At 41.9% G+C, this 19,508-nt stretch carries 19 protein-coding genes; all 19 read right to left on the bottom strand.

Annotation, left to right across the window (positions count from 1 at the left end):
• Nucleotides 1-86: 86 nt before the first annotated feature.
• The 19 genes from SD450_RS17395 to SD450_RS17310 all read right to left on the bottom strand — a co-directional run bounded on the left by SD450_RS17395 (nt 87) and on the right by SD450_RS17310 (nt 19,428).
• Complete coding sequence (locus SD450_RS17395; RefSeq protein WP_136565978.1) at nt 87-1,268, bottom strand: phospholipase D-like domain-containing protein; 1,182 nt, start codon at nt 1,266-1,268, stop codon at nt 87-89.
• A gap of 2 nt (nt 1,269-1,270) precedes the next feature.
• Nucleotides 1,271-2,530 carry an MFS transporter gene (locus tag SD450_RS17390; RefSeq protein ID WP_136565979.1) on the bottom strand — a complete coding sequence of 420 codons (1,260 nt, stop codon included), beginning with the start codon at nt 2,528-2,530 and terminating at the stop codon, nt 1,271-1,273.
• Nucleotides 2,530-4,392: a copper-translocating P-type ATPase gene (locus tag SD450_RS17385; protein WP_404828260.1), complete on the bottom strand. Its 1,863-nt coding sequence runs from the start codon at nt 4,390-4,392 to the stop codon at nt 2,530-2,532. The genes SD450_RS17390 and SD450_RS17385 overlap by 1 nt, the downstream gene beginning before the upstream one ends.
• 71 nt (nt 4,393-4,463) lie before the next feature.
• Entirely contained in the window at nt 4,464-4,598 is a 135-nt protein-coding gene (locus tag SD450_RS19560) for a hypothetical protein (RefSeq protein WP_404828259.1), read from the bottom strand.
• 91 nt (nt 4,599-4,689) lie between these two features.
• Entirely contained in the window at nt 4,690-5,421 is a 732-nt protein-coding gene (locus SD450_RS17380; protein ID WP_036378977.1) for a PPK2 family polyphosphate kinase, read from the bottom strand.
• An 11-nt stretch (nt 5,422-5,432) separates the two neighbouring features.
• The gene (locus tag SD450_RS17375) at nt 5,433-5,726 is read right to left on the bottom strand and encodes a hypothetical protein (protein WP_036378974.1); all 294 of its coding nucleotides are present in this window, start codon (nt 5,724-5,726) and stop codon (nt 5,433-5,435) included.
• A gap of 3 nt (nt 5,727-5,729) precedes the next feature.
• Nucleotides 5,730-6,383 (bottom strand): hypothetical protein, encoded by a 654-nt coding sequence (locus tag SD450_RS17370; protein ID WP_051947118.1) that lies wholly within the window; start codon nt 6,381-6,383, stop codon nt 5,730-5,732.
• Nucleotides 6,380-7,273 carry a ribose-phosphate pyrophosphokinase gene (locus SD450_RS17365; protein WP_036378972.1) on the bottom strand — a complete coding sequence of 298 codons (894 nt, stop codon included), beginning with the start codon at nt 7,271-7,273 and terminating at the stop codon, nt 6,380-6,382. The genes SD450_RS17370 and SD450_RS17365 overlap by 4 nt, the downstream gene beginning before the upstream one ends.
• 8 nt (nt 7,274-7,281) lie before the next feature.
• On the bottom strand, nt 7,282-8,784 hold the full coding sequence (locus tag SD450_RS17360; RefSeq protein ID WP_036378969.1) for a thymidine phosphorylase family protein: 1,503 nt from the start codon (nt 8,782-8,784) through the stop codon (nt 7,282-7,284).
• Between the two features lie 3 nt (nt 8,785-8,787).
• On the bottom strand, nt 8,788-10,164 hold the full coding sequence (locus SD450_RS17355) for an MBL fold metallo-hydrolase RNA specificity domain-containing protein (protein ID WP_036378967.1): 1,377 nt from the start codon (nt 10,162-10,164) through the stop codon (nt 8,788-8,790).
• A gap of 15 nt (nt 10,165-10,179) precedes the next feature.
• Nucleotides 10,180-10,434, bottom strand: coding sequence for a hypothetical protein (locus SD450_RS17350; protein WP_136565982.1), 255 nt, complete (start codon nt 10,432-10,434; stop codon nt 10,180-10,182).
• Between the two features lie 27 nt (nt 10,435-10,461).
• Nucleotides 10,462-11,301: an ATP cone domain-containing protein gene (locus SD450_RS17345; RefSeq protein ID WP_036378964.1), complete on the bottom strand. Its 840-nt coding sequence runs from the start codon at nt 11,299-11,301 to the stop codon at nt 10,462-10,464.
• Entirely contained in the window at nt 11,294-11,848 is a 555-nt protein-coding gene (locus SD450_RS17340; RefSeq protein WP_318345665.1) for a potassium channel family protein, read from the bottom strand. The genes SD450_RS17345 and SD450_RS17340 overlap by 8 nt, the downstream gene beginning before the upstream one ends.
• Nucleotides 11,849-11,861: 13 nt before the next feature.
• Nucleotides 11,862-12,692, bottom strand: coding sequence for a universal stress protein (locus tag SD450_RS17335; protein ID WP_036378961.1), 831 nt, complete (start codon nt 12,690-12,692; stop codon nt 11,862-11,864).
• Between the two features lie 25 nt (nt 12,693-12,717).
• On the bottom strand, nt 12,718-13,713 hold the full coding sequence (locus tag SD450_RS17330) for a 2-hydroxyacid dehydrogenase (protein ID WP_036378959.1): 996 nt from the start codon (nt 13,711-13,713) through the stop codon (nt 12,718-12,720).
• Nucleotides 13,714-13,735: 22 nt separating this feature from the next.
• Entirely contained in the window at nt 13,736-15,016 is a 1,281-nt protein-coding gene (locus tag SD450_RS17325; RefSeq protein WP_236640884.1) for an MgtC/SapB family protein, read from the bottom strand.
• Nucleotides 15,016-16,098: a site-2 protease family protein gene (locus SD450_RS17320; protein ID WP_318345664.1), complete on the bottom strand. Its 1,083-nt coding sequence runs from the start codon at nt 16,096-16,098 to the stop codon at nt 15,016-15,018. The genes SD450_RS17325 and SD450_RS17320 overlap by 1 nt, the downstream gene beginning before the upstream one ends.
• On the bottom strand, nt 16,095-18,452 hold the full coding sequence (locus SD450_RS17315) for a hypothetical protein (protein WP_318345663.1): 2,358 nt from the start codon (nt 18,450-18,452) through the stop codon (nt 16,095-16,097). Before SD450_RS17315 ends, SD450_RS17320 begins: the two co-directional genes overlap by 4 nt.
• 7 nt (nt 18,453-18,459) lie before the next feature.
• Nucleotides 18,460-19,428 (bottom strand): 6-phosphofructokinase, encoded by a 969-nt coding sequence (locus tag SD450_RS17310; RefSeq protein ID WP_036385910.1) that lies wholly within the window; start codon nt 19,426-19,428, stop codon nt 18,460-18,462.
• Between the last annotated feature and the right edge of the window lie 80 nt (nt 19,429-19,508).

Here is a 19,508-nt window from a genome sequence, read left to right as displayed (position 1 = left end):
ATTTTAGGTTCTTGTGCCGTATGGTTTGCTGCTCGGGTCGTAAAGACAGATAAACGAGCCCAACCATTTAACCACTTGCCAACATATTATAACCTATAATTTTTCAAAAACCTTAAATGCGGAAGAAAGGTCAGAAAAAGCATAATCGTTCGTACCATTTGGTAAAAAATCCAATTACCCAACTTATTGAATATACCGGCTCTTTGTCTTAGACTCCCCTTTGTAATTTCGCTACACTCGCTTATAACTATTTCAAAGTCAGCCCGAAGGTTTTCGGCAAATTCTACTGAGTGAACCTCTACGTTCATTTCAATGCTGCCATAGCAACTAAGACTGTTCAAGTTAAATGAGCCTATGGTAGACCATTTGTTATCAACCACCGCAGCTTTACCGTGTACTACGGATCTGTTCCATTCAAAAATTCTCATATGATGGTCCAAAAAGGAGGAGTACAAATGTTCGGTTGCCCGCCGCACCAACGGCACATCGCTAATACCCGCTAAGATCACCGTTGTTCTTATTCCTCTTCTACAGGCCTTTTTCAAAGCCTTTGCCAATCTGCTTCCAGGCAAAAAATACGAGCCCACGATTACTATTTCCTTTTCGGCATGAATGAAGGCGTTCGTGTAGGCATCACAGACTTCTGTTTTTCGCTGCAGCCAGTCGTTTTGTAAAATTCCCACCAGTGCGCTACCGGCCGAATGTAACACTGGCGGTATTTTTTTTGAACTCCCCTTTTTGAAAAAGTAATCGCTACATAATATTTGTAGATTTTCAGCTGCCGGGCAGTTCAACTGAACGGCATAGTCCAACCAAGGTTCCGAACCTGTCGTTCCGTGGTATTTATCGGCAATATTGATTCCGCCTATCAATGCCATTTTTTCATCGGCGACCACAATTTTATGGTGCATCCGCCTACCGATATAAAAATTGTTCAGAGAGAATAAAGGCGAAAAAAAACGAAGTAAAATACCATGCTGCACCAAATCTTGGGCAAAACTATTGGGTAATGCAGCGCTACCATAGGCATCCAATAAGACATATACCTTTACCTTTCGTTGAGCGGCTTTCTTCAAACAGGAGGCTATACGGTTTCCCGTATCATCGTTTTCAAAAATGTAGGTCTGTATATGGATTTCTTTTTCTGCCTTATCGATTAGCTTTTCCAGCCTTAAAAAATAGTCTTCTCCCGAACGAACCAATTCAACATATTTCGAATTGTCAGCAGCATTTTGAAGTGCTGTTTTACTACATTTTCTATGATCCATCCCTATAGTTTTTTATGCTGGTCAGCCAATAAGGGCGCGTCAATCCCTTTATTTGGTCGCTTCAAAAAGTAAACCAGTCCCATAGCACCAAAAATGGTTGCACCGGCAATAATAAAAGGGTAATAAAACCCACCAGCTATCAGCCAAGTCCCCAATACCGGGCCCAAAATCTGTCCGATGCTGTTCGTGGAACTTTGAATGGATATATTCCTTCCCGTATTATCCCGGGAAATCAAAGAAACTGCCGAAAGCAGGTTTGGTGTCACCATGGCTCCCCCAGCTGCGAAAATTATTATGGTACCGTAAATGTATAGTTCACCGCTCACAAAGGGGAAGACAATTAACGAAACACCGGATATTAATAACCCTAATGTTATTTGCTGTTTTGAGGTCAGCATTTTTTCGCCATAGGTCGCGAACACAGGCTGCAAAATGGCCATTACAGAACCACAGAGCATAAAACCGATACCCACCTGATTGGTTGTAAATGCCAACTCATCCTTCCCATAAATTGAAAACACGGTCTCAAACAGGGTAACCACAAACTGTATCGCAAAGGATAGGAGCAACAAAATGATAAAATAGTTACTCAGGGAAAAACTGAATTTGACCGCCTCAGAAACAATACGTTTTTTTATTTCGGTATTCTTCAGCCATTTTATGATTATCAGTAATACCACAAAGCCCAAAAGAGCGGCCAAAATAAAGGGAACCGAAAAACGGTCTAAGTGGAACACCCCAAAAGAGTATGTATAATGTAGGTTCGTTTGCGACAGAAATCCCCCCAGAACAGGGCCAAATATCACCCCGGAACTGATAGCGACCCCAGACCAGGCCATTATTTTGGTCCTTCGCTTTTCAGAGGTAATATCACTTAAATAGGCATTACTGACCGGAATGACCGCTGACGTAAAGATGCCCCCTATGATACGGCCTATATATAGCATCGACAGAGAAGTGGCAAGACCGGTTAGCAAGTTCATCACGACAAAACCTACAAGCCCCAATAGTATTATAGGTTTACGGCCGTGTTTATCGGAAAGCTTGCCCCAGACGATAACGAACAAGAGCTGGAACAACGGATAAATACTGGTCAACATTCCGATATGGAAGTTGATAAGGTCCGTATCCAGATTGTCTTTTAAAGCCAGCCTTTCGGTATAATATGGGAGGGTAGGCAATAAAATGCCGTAGCCCAACATCACTACGAACAAACTCAATAAAACTAGGAATATTCTACCGAGTTTTTCTTTCCTGTTCATCAGTTGCTTCCGATTTTTCTTTTTAACAATTGAGCGTTTATGGCAACAATGATGGTACTCAAGCTCATAAATACGGCACCTACTGCTGGCCCCAACACAAATCCTGAAGAATATAAAACCCCAGCGGCCAACGGTATGGCCACAACGTTGTAGCCTGTTGCCCACACCAAATTCTGGATCATTTTGTTATAGGTGGCTTTACCGAACAATATCAGATTGGCGATATCTTTTGGGTTACTGTTTACCAAAATGATATCGGCGGTTTCCGCGGCAACATCGGTACCGGAACCAACAGCAATTCCTACATCAGCTTTTGCCAATGCAGGTGCGTCATTGACCCCATCTCCCGTCATGGCCACAAACTCTCCTTTGCTTTCCAGCTCTTTTACGATTTCCACTTTTTGATGGGGTAGCACCTCGGCATAATACCCATCCAAACCAAGTTTGTCACTCACAGCCTTTGCGGTTTTTTCATTATCGCCCGTAGCCATTAAGACTTTGATGTTATTCTTTTTGAATACTTTGATGGCATCGGCAGATTCTGGCCGTATTTCATCGGCCAGTGCAATATATCCTGCTAATTTTCCATCTATCAGAACAAAAACTACGGTCTCTGCGGCATCACTATAGGCATCTTCGGTAATTTGGATTTTTTCATCCCGAAGATATCCCGGACTTACTACCTTGACCTTCTTACCCTCTACGATTGCCTCTACACCCTTGCCCGTTATGGCGTTGAAGTTTTTGGGCTTTGGAATCTCGATGTCCTTTTCTTTGACCTTTTTGATGATCCCCACGGCGATGGGGTGTTCGGAGCTTAGTTCCAGAGCACTGGATAACCTCAGAATTTCATCTCTGGTGTACAATTCGTTCACTGATTCAATTCGGGTCACCCCAAAATCACCTTTGGTCAATGTTCCTGTTTTATCAAACAATAAAGCCGATATTTTTCGGGATTCTTCAAAGGCCGTTCTGTTCCGGATCAATAAACCATTTTGGGCAGATACCGCTGTAGATATAGCGACAACCAACGGAATGGCAAGACCGAGCGCGTGTGGACAGGCAATGACCATGACCGTTACCATTCTTTCCAATGCAAAAACAAATGGGAAACCTAAAATCAGCCAAACCGCGAGTGTCCCAAAGCCAATGGCCAATGCAATATAGGTCAGCCATTTGGCCGCCCGATCTGAAAGGTTCTGCATCTTCGATTTCGTGCGCTGTGCCTCATCGACCATCTTGATCACCTTGTTCAGGTAACTGTCCTTTCCAGTATGCTCTACCTTTACCCTTAAGGTACTATTGCCATTTATGGAACCTCCGATGACCTTATCCTGTACTTCTTTTTTTACCGGTTTTGACTCGCCTGTCAGCATCGACTCGTTCAGGTAGCTAGATCCTTCGGTGATGATGCCATCCGCGGGTACTTTCTCGCCGGGTTTAACCAATATGATGTCATCTTTTAATAAATCCTCTAGTTTTACATCTTGAATTTTATCACCCACAACTTTATGGGCCTCAGCGGGCAGCATACTGACCAAAAGTTGGAGTGCCTTGGATGCGCCCAGCACCGATTTCATTTCCAACCAATGTCCCAACAGCATGATGACAATCAAGGTGCTCAGTTCCCAGAAAAAGTCCTCCCCAGGGAGTCCGAAAACTGTAGCGGCACTATAGAAATAGGCCACACTTATAGCCATTGAGATTAGGGCCATCATGCCCGGACCCTTGGATTTTATTTCATTATAAAATCCCTTTAAAAATGGCCAGCCGCCCCAGAAATAGACAAATGTTGATAGTGCAAATAGGATATACGGATTTCCGGGGAGCAATAGGTCATACCCAAAAAACTCCTGTATCATTGGCGATAAGAACAATATTGGGATGGTAACGATTAAAGATATCCAAAACCGTTTTCTAAAATCCTTGACCATCATTTTATGGTGGTCGTGCCCCATTTGTCCGTGAGCGGGGTTATGGCCCGAATGGTCTCCACTTCCGTGATCCATTTTAGAATGGTCTTCTCTTTGGTGTTGCTTTTTGGAGGAGTCCATCTTAGCATGGTCATGGTTACTGTGATCCATTTTTGAGTGATCCATCTTAGAATGGTCCATTTTTTTGTCCTTGTGCTCTTTGTGATTGTCCATAGTGTTCTATTTTTAGGTATTTGGATATGTTAAATTATGTTTTTTAAGGTGTTCCAATACTATTTTGGCAACGCAATAGTTGCGGTACCAACGTTTGTCGGCTGCAATAATGTGCCATTGAGGGTCGTTGCAGTTGTTCATTAACATATTATAAGCCTCTCTGTAAACTTCCCATTGGCTGGCCGCTTTTTCGTCTTCGGCACTATATTTCCAGCGTTTATAAGGTTTGGTCTGTCTTTCTTTGATACGTTCTTTCTGTTCTTCTTTGGAGATATGAAGAAAAAATTTGAGTACATGAATGTTATTTTGCCTAAGATGCTGTTCCATATATTTTAATAGCTTGCAACGGTGTTCAAGTATTTCTTCTTCGAGGGAATTGGTAACCTTGGGTACCAGGATATCTTCATAATACGAGCGGTTAAAAACTTGTATCATGCCCTTTTGGGGAAAGTGCGGATAGACCCTCCACAGAAAGTCGTGCCTGAGCTCCTCTTCGGTCGGCTTTTTGAATGATTTTACATGAACACCCTGTGGATTCATGCCCTTAAGCGCATTACGAATCGTACCGTCTTTTCCAGAAGTATCCATTCCCTGCAAAATAATCAACAAGCCAAAGCGCCCATCGGCATAAAATTTGTTCTGAAGCTCAAAAAGTTCTTCCCGTATCCCTAACAATCTTTTTTTGGATTGTTTTTTTGAGCTACCTGCGGGAGGAAGGGTTGAAATTGTATTTAAGTCTATCATAGGTTACAGTTTTATCGTAATTTTCTTCGCATTGCTTCCGAGATATTTTCAGCATAGACCCCATAGGCATCTACCAAAAGCCCCTTTATACCATCTTTTGATGAAATGGCATAAAGAACACTGTTATCGTCTGTACTGCTCATACCTTCAAAACGATGGGTTTCATCCACATCAAAATCTTCGGGCTGAATTTCCATTTTCAGTGAGGCACATTGCAAGCATTCTGGTTTCAAGTTGAAATCATAGGTATATCCCCTGATCTGTAAATCATTAATTGCTTCTGATAGGGTGTCATAGTTTCTCATAATTTATGGTTTGTATGTCATCGTAAAATAGCTGCCGTCTTTCTCGGTAAATTTCTGGAATGATAACAAGTTCTCATTTGTAAGTTTTTCACTTGCAACATAGTCCAATTGTTTAATTCGTATACCAATGGCGTAGGCTTTAATATTGATTTTGGATTTGATTGTTTTCCCATTACCATTGGATTCCAACACCCGGTCATAAATTTTTATTTTGCTGTTAGAACCAAAGAAATTCAACAATCCGGAGTCGAAACTCATTTCGAGTTCGACACTATCCAAGTTCGACAGATCATAGAGTTCCTTGAAATTTTCAGAGGTCGTACTGATTTCGGTTTCCTTGGATTTTGGGTTCGAAAACGGAAAGGCCATTACCATTATACTGGCTTCATCGGGCTTGCAGCGATACGTCATGGTGTATTTGTCAGTAGATTTTTTGTCCTTGTCAAACAGTTCGGCAACCACTTCAACCTCATAATATCCATCGACTTCTTTTAGCTTTCCCGCCTTAAAGGTCTGCTTGTTCAGAAAGTCTCCATTTTTATTAAAACTTTCCCGTTCCACCCATCTATCGGACAATTGTCCGATCAACATTTTATTCTGTGCATATGCAGAAACGACCATAAAAATGAATACTGTAAAGTGCAATCCTATTTTCATTGATGGTGCATCAGTTCGTTTACTTCCTTGGCTATGGTATCGCTTAAATCAATTTTATTTGACTGATGTGGAATTGTATTGCAGGTAATGATATCCTTGACATGGGCATCCCAGAGATCTTGATAGGCATTCCCTGAAAATACGGCATGAATGCCAATGCATATTGCAGGTTTCATTCCCGTACTCTTCAAATGCTCCGTAGTATCTATCATGGTACGGGCCGTAGAGATGATATCGTCCACCAAAACAGGGGTCGCGTCCTTAAATTTGTCAACTTCAGGCACGGAGACTTCAACATCACGGTCACCATGGCGAGTCTTTTGTAAGACCGTGAAAGGTGCTCCCGCTTTTTTTGCCACATCTGCAACCCACTGCTCGCTTTCCGAATCGGGCCCGATCAGTACCGGATTATGGATATTTTCCTTGATGTATTTTGAGATTTCGTCAGCGGCATGGATGACTCTGTTCGGAATTCTATATACTTCGCCCAACGAATGTATCCGATGCAAATGGGGATCAATGGTGGTGATGCTATCTGCGAAACCCGAAATCAATTTCCCAAAAAAACCAGAAGTTACACCTTCACCTTCATTAAAAATCTTGTCTTGCCGCATATAGGCAAGATAGGGTGCTACCAAACAGGTACACATCGCACCAAGTGATTTTGCTGTTTGGCTTAAAAAATAGAGCGGTAATAGTTTTTCATCTGGTTCGTGTAAGGTACAGACCAAAACTACACATTTATCTTTTACATCGGAAAGTATGCGTGTATAGGATTCACCGTCCGGAAATTTTCTTATGTTGCATTCCCCGATTTCCGCTTTCATTTTTTTAGCCAACAACTCGGTGAGTTCCTGATTTCCGGGAAGACTGAATAATATAGTTTTCATTTTGTTTTTTATTTAATGGTTATGATATCGTTATGGCGATTTTTGTATTCTAAAGCATAGTTTAGCTCACCTTGTGATTCTGCAAAAAGCGTGTATAGTAAGCCGTCTTTTTCAACTTTATCATTTAAATGGACATTCAATGAAATTCCCGCAGATTTAGATTGGGGTGCACCTGAAAGTTTTGCGAGCTTCGCTATCTTTCTATTGTCAATACGCTTCAAAATCCCCGAAGTCTCCGCTCTGATTTCTGTTTTAAAAGGTGCCAAAACAGGTTGTGTAAAACGCCCCTGGGCTTTACAAATGGCAAGAAATTTTTCGTAGGCCTTACCAGATATAAGTACCTCTTTGGCGGTTTCCATTCCTTTTTCTTTTTCGACCTTTCCTGAAAGTTCTAACAGTTCTCCAGCCAACAGCACAACACGTTCCTTTAAGTCTTTGGGTGCATCTTCTTCATTTTTTAGCACATTCAATATGTCGATAGCTTCCAATGTTGGGCCGATGCCATAGCCTACAGGTTGAGAGCCATCTGTTATGATTGCTTTTACCTTCAGGCCGACAGCCTTACCGACATTTTCCAAATGATTTTTCAGCTTTTCAGCCATTTCCATACTACGAACTTTGGCAGTTTCACCTACAGGGATATCGATAACAACGTGAGTAGAACCAGCTGCAGCTTTTTTTGATAGTACGGAAGCTATTAGCTGCCCTTCACTGTCAATATCCAATGCTTTTTCAATTTTAATGAGCACATCATCTGCGGGACTTAGTTGGGCAGTACCGCCCCAAACAAAACAACCACCTTCTTGATTTACTACGTTCTCTATCTCGTCAGCAGAAAGCGCAACGTTGGTGAGAACTTCCATTGTGTCCGCCGTACCTGCTGGTGATGTAATGGCTCGGGACGATGTTTTGGGCATTGTAAGCCCGTAAGCGGCAACTATAGCCACTACCAAGGGGGTGGTTCGGTTTCCAGGCAATCCACCAATACAATGTTTATCCACAACTATTTCTTTGTTCCAGTTTAGTTGCTTTCCTGAAGCAATCATCGCTTTTGTTAGGTCGGATATTTCATCAATATCCATTCGGTCTCCTGCACAGGCTGTGATAAATGCTGAAAGATGGATATTTGAATAATCTCCCTCCACGATGTCTTTTATGATCTGATTATAGGCATCGTAATTGAGCTTTTGATTATAAATTTTTGCCCTTACGTGACTCAACGATTCAATAGGTTCCAAATGGGAAACATACAGCATATCATTTGGGGAAACATTCAGTTTTTTTGCAGCAGCGTCTGATAGACCTATCTCATTGGGCAACAGAATATCTGAATTTATGACGTTGAGGCTTGCCACTATTGAACGGGTTACTTTAGCAACCCTTATCCTTGTGAGTGCCTCAAACCCTTCCGAAATACACACGAGGCAATCATCACGCATATATACCACATTTTCGTTTTGGGTATAGATACCAAGATGTTTATATTTTAAAATATTTGAATGTTGTTCCATGGCCTATACTATTTCTTCAATGCTGTATAATTGCGGTATTTCTGCTTTCCAGCTATAAGTTCTCTCAATGTCGTTTTTCAATGCCTTTGCACCTTCATTTTCACCGTGTACAATAAAAATCCGTTCAGGCGTGTTCTGTATCTTACTCATCCAACCCAAAAGTTCTTTATGGTCTGCATGCGCTGAAAGCCCTTCAATTTCAACAACTTCCATGTTAAAAGGAACCCATTTTCCATAAACTTTGAGTTCCTTGTCACCTTCCAGTAACTTCCTGCCACGTGTACCTTCGGCCTGATAACCTACAAATAGAAGGGTATTATTGGAGTTTTGAGCTTGGGTTTCAAGATAGTTAAGCATTCTTCCTCCAGTAAGCATTCCGCTTCCGGCAATGACAATTTTTGGTTTATTATCAGTCCGCAATTCCATAGTTTCACGATAACTGCTTACAACGGTAAAGTGCGAGCACATTTCATCACATTCATTGTCTTCTAATCTGTGCCAATCCCTTGTGCGGTGGAATAGTTCTAGTACATTAGTCCCCATAGGGCTGTCCATTATCATTTGCACTTTTGGTATTTTATTTTCCTTGAGCAATCTCCAAAAAATAAGCATCATAAGTTGGGCACGTTCTACCGAAAAGCTTGGGACAAATAGACTGCCACCTCTATCAAGGGTGTCATTGACCAGTTTTTCAATCTGTGGAATGGCTTCTTCTTCCTCTGGATGAAATCTTCCGCCATAAGTGGATTCAATAAACAGTACATCGGCCTTTTTCGGGTTTAATGGTGGGTATAACAGTAAATCATGGGTTCTACCTATATCTCCTGAAAAGACATAGCGTTTTCCATGTACATCCAAATCGATATAAGTTGCTCCCAAAATATGTCCATTGTATTGGAAACGGGCTTTTACGCCATCAAACAATGGAATCCATTGTGATTGCGGAACGCCCTTAAAATGTGGAACGGTTTTTTCAACATCCTTTAAATCGTATAGTGGCTCTGCTGGGCTGTGCTTGGAATAACCTTCTTTATTGGCACGTTCGGCTTCCTGTTCCTGTATTTTAGCACTATCGTTCAGAATGATTTTGGCAATATCCAAGGTTGGATTTGTACCGTAAATAAAACCATTAAATCCTTGTTTGACCAATCTTGGTAGATAGCCTGTGTGGTCCATATGGCCGTGTGTGAGCAAAACCACATCAATCTCTGAAACGTTCACAGGGAGATATTCCCAGTTTTTGAGACGTAACTCTTTTAAGCCTTGAAACAATCCACAGTCAATCAGTATTTTTTTGTTTCCAGTATCCACTAAATATTTGGAACCGGTTACTGTACCAACCGCTCCCAAAAAATGGATGTTTATTTTATTATTTTTCATTTTTATAATATTTTTTTAGTGGCCACCACAGCAAGAAGGTGTGTTACTTTTGTCTTGAGTCGATTTGTACAACTCTACTATTTCATTATAAAGATTTCGCGAATCCTCTTTGATAAAAAGGGCTAACTTTTTAATGGATGAAGGTTCAAAGTTTACCATTTCCAATAGTATTTCCAAGGCTTCTTCAAGCAGTTTTGGGTCATCTTCCAATGCTTCGTAAAATGGTTCTAAATCAATACTCTTTTGTTTCTTTAATTCTTCTGTTTTCATGATAGTTATTTTTAAGATTTTATTTTTTTAATGGTTTTTGCACAGTGCTTCGGAATCCTCCAAAATCTTTTTGTGCCTTGTTTTATCTATTCCGATTTCATTTAGCAAAGTAGGTGTTTCGTGAAGCTCTTTGCAGAGCACAATGCCTTTATCCAATAATTTGGATTTCTCGGCCTTCGTCAAGGTTGTTAAAGAGGTTAAGGGATGTAGGCCGGATTTGTCTATGCGTTCTTTCAGACCGTTTCCTTCCGGATAATCCCAACTTGTAAGCATCAGCCCAACACAGGTGCCATATTGTATAGCATCAGTTGTAAAACGGGTGTTGGTGTACACTCCACCCTGATGAAACTTTGTTTTGTGGCCTTGCTGTTTTTCCCATTGTTTTTCGACATCCAAAAATCTTGAATGTATATATAGTGGAATCTTGACATTGCAAAACCTGCCTTGGTCGCTATGGTATTTGCATTCAATCATATAATGTTTCTTATCCTTTTGGGCAATGACATCTACTTCATGGGTCACACAGCTTCCCTGTATGATGCTACTGACTTGTGTCTGAAATCCTTCGTGTTCCAGCAATTTGCCGACAAACTTTTCAAAGGGGTAGCCTGAAGGCCCCAGTTCCATCAGCGCTTTTTTGAGTTTGTATTTTGATGCGCTTACCCGAGATTTCCTTTTCAACATCTTAAAGGCCATTTGATATATCTTCTTGGTGGTCATTCCGTCGAAAACGATGTCCTCAATATTTTTGACAATCTCATTAATTGTTATTTCATTCGCACCGGCCCGTTCCAATGACCGCCTTACTTTTTCCATTTGAAAAGGTGCCTTCTCGCCGCTTGCTTTTATAATTGTTATCTTATCCATTAATGTGTATTTTTTTAATATTGGCCAAAGCAAAGACGACCAAGAAAAAGCTTAGGAATATTTCGAGCATGACAACAAATCTGGCTACGTCTGAAGTAGGAACAATATCGCCGTAGCCCACCGTTGAAAATGTGATCACACTGAAATAAAAAAAGTGATACAAATTGTAGAGATACGAGTTCGAATAATCAGGAACGCCTTCAAATGTGGTATGGTTAAATTGGAAAAGACAAGCATAGTCGGTCGCATAGGAGAAAATGCTAATGATGATAATCAATCCAAAAACCCAAAGCAATCTCTCCAATGAATGACAGATCTTGATCAATTTTGACAAGCGTTTCAGGGTAGTTGTTGTTATCACAATGGTCTTTCCAAGTGCTGCCGCAACGATAATTATGTGGAATGGAAAAGAGGGGTGGTCTATCATCGACATCAAAACGACATACAGGATGCCTATTCCCAAAATGGTAACCAGGGGCAATACCGTTCTGTCCAACAATAATTTGTAGAAGGCTATTTCTCGTATTTGACCTAAGCTATCGGACATAGTGTTATACTTTTCAAATTTTGATAGTCATTACCGGCAGTGATGAATGGTTTGCAACCCCTTCAGCTATACTTTTTGAGAACAAACTCAAAAAACCTGTATTGCCATGTGTGCGCATGGCGATCAGGTCAGCTTTGTTTTGCTTCAAATAAGTGTTGATGCCCGTCTCCACCGTCATTTCGTTATAGACGTTCATAGAGAAATTCTTGAGTTTGGGAAAACCCTCCAAAAACTTTCGAATAGGGTCTAGGCCGAGGGCAATACTGTTACGGTCCGATTCTGTATTGATGCGCAAAAGGTGAATTTTTGCATTGCATTTTACTGCGATGGATAGTACCTCTTTAAAGGCATTGCCCACATCCTCCACAAAATCTGAAACGAAGACGATATCCTTGAAAGGAAACCTTACATCATCTTCTTTTACCACAATGACCGGAACATCAGATCTTCTTACCAAACGTTCGACGTTGCTTCCCAAAAGTTCCCGTACAATGCCCTTGGTGCCACTACTGCCCGCAATAATGAAATCATGGTCATAATGGCCAGAATGTTTCAGTATGTTTTCCTGGTCCACCTGAAATTGCAAAAAGGTCTGACATTTCAGGTTTTCTTGTTCGGCCTTTTTTTCCAATGCACGTAATGAGGCTTTTGCTGCCCCAATTTTTTTGAGGGTCTCCGGATATCGCTTTTCTTTTTGCTTATCCAATTTTACCCAATCCACCGGTGTTTTCAGCAAATGGAAAAAATGGATTTCTGCCTCGAAGAGCTTGGCCATCTTGATTCCAAACTCCGCCGCCTTATTGCAGTTCTCTGAAAAGTCTGTGGGTACCAATATGTTTTTCATCTTAACTATGATTTTATGGGTTGTTTCACTTCGTTTTTATTTCATTTCCTGAAACGGTTCCATTTTCGAAACAATCAATGTTATAAATGGTGGTTTCAGCAATGTTGGTCAAAGCCGTATTGGTCAAAAAAGCCTGGTGACTGGTAATCAAGACATTGGGAAAGGTCATTAATCGGGCAATTACATCATCTTGTAAAATCTCGTCGGAGTGGTCTTCAAAGAACAGCCCTTCTTCCTCTTCATACACATCAATACCGAAATAGCCGATTTTCCTTGATTTCAGTCCCTCTATGACCGCTTTGGTATCGACCAGCGCGCCCCTGCTTGTATTGATAAGCATTACCCCTTTTTTCATGCGTTCGATTTGTTCGGCACTGATGATATGCCTCGTTTCGGGGGTTAAGGGAACGTGGAGGCTTATGATGTCCGATTCGCTGCAGAGTGTTTGGCAGTCAGTGAATCGTACACCATACATTTCTTTCAATTCCTTATCCTCCTCTAGGTCGTATGCCAGTATCTTACAGCCAAAACCATATAGTATTTTGACCAGGACCGCACCAATTTTTCCCGTGCCCAATACCCCGACCGTTTTGCCGTTCAGGTCGAACCCTGTGAGTCCGTTCAGCGAGAAATTCATATCCCTGACCCTATTGTGGGCCCTAACCAGTTTTCTGTTCAATGCAAGTATCAACGCTATGGTGTGTTCGGCAATGGCATAGGGGGAATAGGCAGGAACCCTAGCTACTTTTATGTCCAATTCGGTAACTGCTGCCAAATCAACATGATTAAAACCAGCCGAACGCAATGCGATATTTTCTACGCCAATGACTTTTAGTTTTTTTAGTACATTCTTTGAGGCATCATCACCTGTAAATAAGCTAACTGTTTTAGAACCTTTAGCTAGAACAGCCGTTTCTTCTGTCAATCGAACATCAAGTAGTATTAATTGATGTTTATTATTATTTGCTTGAATTAGATAATGTTCTTCAAACTTGTGTGTGCTATATACTGTTGTGTTCATTTTGGTTTCTGCTATTAAAATCTCAATTTATCCAAGAATTAAGTACAATATAAAGGATGCCAAGAAGGACGACCGCCCCAAAGGCATAGCCCACTAGTCGCCCTGTTTTTTGAGAGCCTTTGAAAAAGGCAATGCCCAATTTCACGGTCATATTGCTCAGGGTCGCTGCAATGATGACATTCGATGCCAAAATCAGCTTTTCATTCTGCAAGGCAAATTTTGCCATACTGATGGTTATGGCATCGGTATCGGCCAAACCTGCTATCAATGCCGAATAATAAAGACCACTTTCGCCAAAAAATTTGTTTCCATAAAAAACCGAGAACAGGATGGCCACATAGATGCCGCCAAAACCGATCGCATTCCAGATGTTAAGTGGATTTCCCAAATTGATGTCGGTGTTCGGCTGATCGTCATCCTTCCGTATCAAAAGCAGGGAAGCTACGAGACAGACCACCGTAAGCAGGGCAAAGGGAATTGTAAGATAGCTCAGGATAGCAATATTGAAAATATAGGCAAGAGCCGCAAGTCTAGGGAACATAATCGCCGATGCTATAATGATACCCGCTGCGTATTTTTTTGAAAGCTCGGGAGACTCCTTACTTCTGGAGGCATAGATCCAAGCTACCGCCGTACTCGATATTAAACCGCCCAGAATAGCCGTCAACAAGATTCCCTTTTTTGATCCAACATATTTGACCAAAAAGTAGCCGATAAAGTTCAAAAAGGAAACAATGACTATAATAGCCCCTATCTCAAAAGGGTTCAGAAGGCCCTCTGGCCCATAATCCTTATCGGGCAGAAACGGTAATATCAAAAGTGCAATGATTGAGAATTTGATAAAGGCAAACAGTTCTTCGGATGTGATATTCTTTATGAACGAGCGGAAGGTGGTCTTTAGGGATAACAACGTAACCACAATTACGGCCGTGGCAATAGACTCTTTGTACAAATGGCCCGAAACCATAACACCAAGAATAAATGTGGCAATCAAAGCGAGATTTGTGGTATTACCGGTCATGGAATGTTTCTGCACAATGGACAAATGGCTGATGGCAAAGAACAAAATAATGGTCGCCAAACTAACAATGACAAGCCAAGAGGTATAAGTCTCGTTCAAACTGCCCAACATAAAACCGATTATGGCCGTTATCGGAAATGTTCGAATACCGGCAAACCCCTGCTCATCCTTTAGCTTGTCATATTCCCTTTCCAGTCCAAGGATAAGACCTATACCCGTGCTTAGGAGTACCCCCAGAATGTAGGGGCTTAATAGCTCACTTATGTTTTGATGTGTTTGCATTATTTTTTTCTTTCCCTTGTAACTATTATCATTTCATTAATTCCTTTCAGGGTCACAATTCCTTTCAGCTGCCCGTCATCCAAGACCGTGGCAAACTGGGAATTGTTAGACATGAGCTTTTCGTACACCTGCTGTAGGGGCATATTTGTGTCTACTGTTACAAAATCTTTTCTCATAAGATCGGATACATAGGAATCATTGCCATATGAGGAAAGCCCCTTGATCAGGTCCTTTCGTGTCAGCACGCCATGCACATGATTATTTTCTGTGACCAAAAAAACCTCTTCTTGGGTACTTTGCAATATCTGCACCAGGTTTCCCAAGGTTTCCGTGGGCGATAAACAGGTATATTGTGCAATCAAAACATCCTTTACGGTAAATCCGACCAGAGCAGATTTGCCACTTTCGTGCATTTGCTCGACTCCGGCACCTAGATAGATGAACAGGCCAATAAAAACCAACCAGAAATTAGAGAAAAAACCAAGAAAAACGAATACTATGGCTAAAAACTGGCCTACCCGTGCGGCAATGGTCGTTGCTTTCAGCTTATCTAACCTGAATGCCAATAGTGCCCTCAACACTCTTCCACCGTCCATTGGAAAAGCTGGTATCAAATTAAAGACCGCTAGGATCAAATTCGCAGCCATGATGTTAAACCAGAAATCTTCACCGCTCATGTGGTCTATTTTCGAAATTGGCAACAGTTCATCGTTAACGTAGAGAAGAACAAAAAGGGTCCCGGCAATCACAATATTTACTACAGGGCCGGCCAGTGCCACCACCAGTTCCTGGGCAGGTTTATCCGGCATTCTATTGAGACTGGCGACGCCACCAATGGGATAGAGCGTAATATCACGCGTTGGGATATTATATTTTTTGGCCGCGAGCGCATGGCCAAATTCGTGTAGGACAACGCAGGCAAAGAGAACGATGATGAAAAATGCTCCCTTTATGCCTTCTGTCCAACCATGGCCCATTTCAAAATGCATCATGAATATCCATCCGACAATGATCCAAAACGTCCAGTGGACGAAGATCTTGATGCCCGCATAGCTTCCAATAAAGAGGGACCATTTTTTCATGTGTTCTGTATTTTAAGGGTTTTTGATCTGTACGCCAGCACTATCACCAAACCGTATCCTAACAGGGCAAGAAGGAATACAAATCTATAACCGAAAAGGATGGAAATGACAACGGCAAAGATCGAGGCGGCAACGCCTGCCACGCTTGATATACCCAATAAATAGGGAATGCTTTTCTTCTCTTTCAGGGAGGAGGCCTTTTTCAGCAATACCGGAAAAGGGATTCCTATAAAGAAAGACGGAAGCAGCAAAAATAGGGCGATCCAGAATTCAGATAGTTGTTTATACCATATAGGGAGCAGTACGTAAACGGTTAGTAAGGAAACCAAAATAACCAAGACCGTGTATGTGATGAGCTTTCGGGAAAGATTTTTTTTGAAAGCCCCCGTCACAAGGCTGCCCAAGCCATTGCCCAACAAAAATGTAAAAAGCAGCAATGAAAAAGACTGTGATGGATTGGAAAGTTTTAAGTTGAGTACCTGAAAAAGATATCCCTGTACGAGGATATATGAGAACCCCAACAAAAAGGAAACGAGTGCCCAGGCCCTAAATTTTCTTCGTATATATAAAGAGGTGCTTTCTGAAAAAGAGACCGATTTCCATCCGTTCATATGATTGAAAATGAACCACCCGATGATGAACAGACCAAGCCATAAAGGGGTGGTCATGGCATCGGGTAGGCCATTGTTGTAATTAAAAAAATAGGGGGAATCATCGGAAACCGGACTCAAGTTTATGGAAGCGGCTTTCCAAAGTTCATCATACGCATAAGATCCGTTGGAGATATCGTACAACAGTTTGTCGAACATGAACCATTGATAGTTTACGTTCTGCACGATGGTGTCCAAACTTTCCTGTCTGATATACGGAAAATAAAACGGCTCCTTGTCCAATCCATAATAGTGTGCGGTATTATGTGCCTCCTCCATTGTTTTTTGTTCAAAAGGGTTCTTTTTAATGACCAATACAGGGTTCATTTCGTCGGAATAGATATACACCTTTTTTAACGCCTCTATTTGATTGACCCCCATCCGATCCTGGAGCTCCAAAAAGTTCGCCAACATTTTATATACCTCCTGCCTTCCGTGCATCGTAAAATAGATGGCCCCGTCTTCCGTTAAACCATCCAAATAATCGGCAAGTGCCTCCATGGTGAACAGATAGTTCTCGGTAAGTCCATAAAAATCGGTGCCCCTTGAACTTTTGGTCACCGGAATGGTCAACATGATGGCATCAAATTTTCCCTTGTTCTCAATTATGAAATTTCTTCCTTCGTTCACATGTACCTTTATGTTCTCCTTATCGAGGAAGGTAGAGGGATTGTATTTTTCCATCAATGCTACAAAGGAATGGTTGACCTCTGCTGCCTCGATATATTTAAAGCCCATGAAGTATGTTGTGGCAATATCTATTCCACCACCGGGACCTATTATCAGCACCGAATCCTTTTCCTTTTCGCTTAAAAAGTTCAAAGCAAATACGGCCGGAAATCCGGATAATACTTTTCTCATTTTAACAGTATCCTTTGCAAGTTCATCGATATCGATAACTTTGGTTCCCGCAGCAGCATCTATAAACATTGATTTGGACACGGTACCATCAGGATATGTGAACTTTACAAGATCCGTCTGACCAAAAGCACTCCAGCGGCTTTCGATTTTTTCGCTTTTAAAAGCGGGGTTGGCCATCAATCGGTACAAATCCTTGGACGGGTCTTTGGCAACGGGTATAGTGAAGTTCAGGGCATCTTTTGCAAATCCCATTAGAAAAATAACGCCAAGCACTAAGGGGGCCAGTATTTTTGAATAACGGTTCTTGTGTGCTATCAAGGCTACTACCAGGGCCAGCAGCAGTAACCCTATAGCAATCGCCACCACCTGTGCCAAGCCAAACGTGTTGAGCAAAAAAACGGAGGTGAGTGCACCTGTGGCCGCCCCTATAAGGTCTAAGGCATATAAGGTTGACAAGTGCCGATTATCCGTTTCAAAAATATGGGCATAGACTATTCCGATGGCCATGAACGGAATAGTTGACAAGAATATAAAAATGGGCAGGCCAAAATCAGTGGACGACGAAACGCCCAGTTGTGAAAGGCTGAGCAAAAGGGCAAAACTGAGAAACATCGTGACGGACGGTAGTGCCATCCACCAAAGCCATGAATGATTAATCATCTTGGAATATTTGGCATACGTGATCTGGCCAATACCCAAACCCAGTATGGAAAATGCAATGATAATGAGGACGAAATGAAAACTAAGAAGGTACGAGAACAGTCTTGACAGACTTATCTCGAAGACTATGGTAGCCGCAGTCAGCAAGAAAATAATCGCTATGTTGGTCGACGCTCTTTTCATTGTAATTTTAGCTTCCGAAAATTTTCAAGAGACTCCGCAGTTCATCGTTCACTTGATGTTCCTTTACCACTTGGTCAAACGGGGTAAGGCTCAGTTGGTTGTTCAAGATTCCCGCCATGACATTCTTTCTTCCATGTAAAAGTGCCTCTACGGCAGCAGTGCCGAGCCGTATGCCCAACATTCGATCAAATGCCGAGGCGTTTCCACCGCGTTGTACATGGCCCAGTTTGGCAATGCGCAAGTCCACTTCAGGGTTTATTTCCTTTATCTTTTTGGCTGCCGGCTCGACCCCTAGTTCATCCCCTTCTGAAACAATCACAACAAAGGCCTCTTCACGATCGTAGCTTCCCGCCTTTTCCAACAATTGAGTAAAGTCATGCCCACTTTCAGGTATCAAAATGGCATCTGCACCCGTACCCAATCCGGAATGGATGGCAATATACCCGCAGTCCCTGCCCATTACCTCTATCAGAAATATTCGATTATGGGACTCCGCCGTATCCCTGATCTTATCAATGTTTTCAATTGCGGTGTTCACTGCAGAATCGAAACCGAGTGTAAAATCGGTACCTGCCAGATCATTATCGATGGTGCCGGGAATGCCCAAGAACGGCAGGTCACAGATTTCTGAAAATGCCAATAGCCCTTTGAAGGTGCCATCACCACCAATAGCAATCAGGGCATCGACCTTGTTCGTTTCAAGAATTTGCATAGCTCGTTGTCTTCCCTCCAGCGTCAAAAACCGCTTGCTCCTTGCTGTTTTCAACAATGTGCCGCCTCTGTGAACGTTCTTTTTCAGTTGACTGGAATCCAACTGTACTAGGTCACCGTCGATTAGGCCTTCGTAACCTTTTTTAAAACCGCTGAGCCTTAGGTTGTTCATCTCAGCCGTTTTGGCCACCCCGTGCAAGGCGGCGTTCATTCCCGGGGAATCGCCCCCAGATGTGAATACGCCTATGTGTTTAATAGTCTTCATACTCTTATTCTTCATAATTTTTTACAGGTATATTACAAGAAAATCACCCAGCCCGGTTTTCAACGCTTCGTTCTGACAAA

The sequence above is a fragment of the Flagellimonas baculiformis genome (assembly GCF_033441575.1).
In the GTDB taxonomy this organism is placed as follows: domain Bacteria; phylum Bacteroidota; class Bacteroidia; order Flavobacteriales; family Flavobacteriaceae; genus Flagellimonas; species Flagellimonas baculiformis.
Note: the sequence above shows the minus strand (reverse complement) of the source record. Positions and strands in the feature narration are given on the sequence as shown.

Bases quoted from the DNA above. Each gene is read 5' to 3' on its own strand.
- SD450_RS17350 (WP_136565982.1), bottom strand. From the start codon at position 10,434: ATGAAAACAGAAGAATTAAAGAAACAAAAGAGTATTGATTTAGAACCA.
- SD450_RS17345 (WP_036378964.1), bottom strand. From the start codon at position 11,301: ATGGATAAGATAACAATTATAAAAGCAAGCGGCGAGAAGGCACCTTTT.
- SD450_RS19560 (WP_404828259.1), bottom strand. From the start codon at position 4,598: ATGACCATGCTAAGATGGACTCCTCCAAAAAGCAACACCAAAGAGAAG.
- SD450_RS17395 (WP_136565978.1), bottom strand. From the start codon at position 1,268: ATGGATCATAGAAAATGTAGTAAAACAGCACTTCAAAATGCTGCTGAC.
- SD450_RS17335 (WP_036378961.1), bottom strand. From the start codon at position 12,692: ATGAAAAACATATTGGTACCCACAGACTTTTCAGAGAACTGCAATAAG.
- SD450_RS17315 (WP_318345663.1), bottom strand. From the start codon at position 18,452: ATGAAAAGAGCGTCGACCAACATAGCGATTATTTTCTTGCTGACTGCG.
- SD450_RS17310 (WP_036385910.1), bottom strand. From the start codon at position 19,428: ATGAAGACTATTAAACACATAGGCGTATTCACATCTGGGGGCGATTCC.
- SD450_RS17325 (WP_236640884.1), bottom strand. From the start codon at position 15,016: ATGCAAACACATCAAAACATAAGTGAGCTATTAAGCCCCTACATTCTG.
- SD450_RS17375 (WP_036378974.1), bottom strand. From the start codon at position 5,726: ATGAGAAACTATGACACCCTATCAGAAGCAATTAATGATTTACAGATC.
- SD450_RS17365 (WP_036378972.1), bottom strand. From the start codon at position 7,273: ATGAAAACTATATTATTCAGTCTTCCCGGAAATCAGGAACTCACCGAG.
- SD450_RS17340 (WP_318345665.1), bottom strand. From the start codon at position 11,848: ATGTCCGATAGCTTAGGTCAAATACGAGAAATAGCCTTCTACAAATTA.
- SD450_RS17385 (WP_404828260.1), bottom strand. From the start codon at position 4,392: ATGATACAGGAGTTTTTTGGGTATGACCTATTGCTCCCCGGAAATCCG.
- SD450_RS17360 (WP_036378969.1), bottom strand. From the start codon at position 8,784: ATGGAACAACATTCAAATATTTTAAAATATAAACATCTTGGTATCTAT.
- SD450_RS17330 (WP_036378959.1), bottom strand. From the start codon at position 13,713: ATGAACACAACAGTATATAGCACACACAAGTTTGAAGAACATTATCTA.
- SD450_RS17380 (WP_036378977.1), bottom strand. From the start codon at position 5,421: ATGATAGACTTAAATACAATTTCAACCCTTCCTCCCGCAGGTAGCTCA.
- SD450_RS17370 (WP_051947118.1), bottom strand. From the start codon at position 6,383: ATGAAAATAGGATTGCACTTTACAGTATTCATTTTTATGGTCGTTTCT.
- SD450_RS17390 (WP_136565979.1), bottom strand. From the start codon at position 2,530: ATGAACAGGAAAGAAAAACTCGGTAGAATATTCCTAGTTTTATTGAGT.
- SD450_RS17320 (WP_318345664.1), bottom strand. From the start codon at position 16,098: ATGAAAAAATGGTCCCTCTTTATTGGAAGCTATGCGGGCATCAAGATC.
- SD450_RS17355 (WP_036378967.1), bottom strand. From the start codon at position 10,164: ATGAAAAATAATAAAATAAACATCCATTTTTTGGGAGCGGTTGGTACA.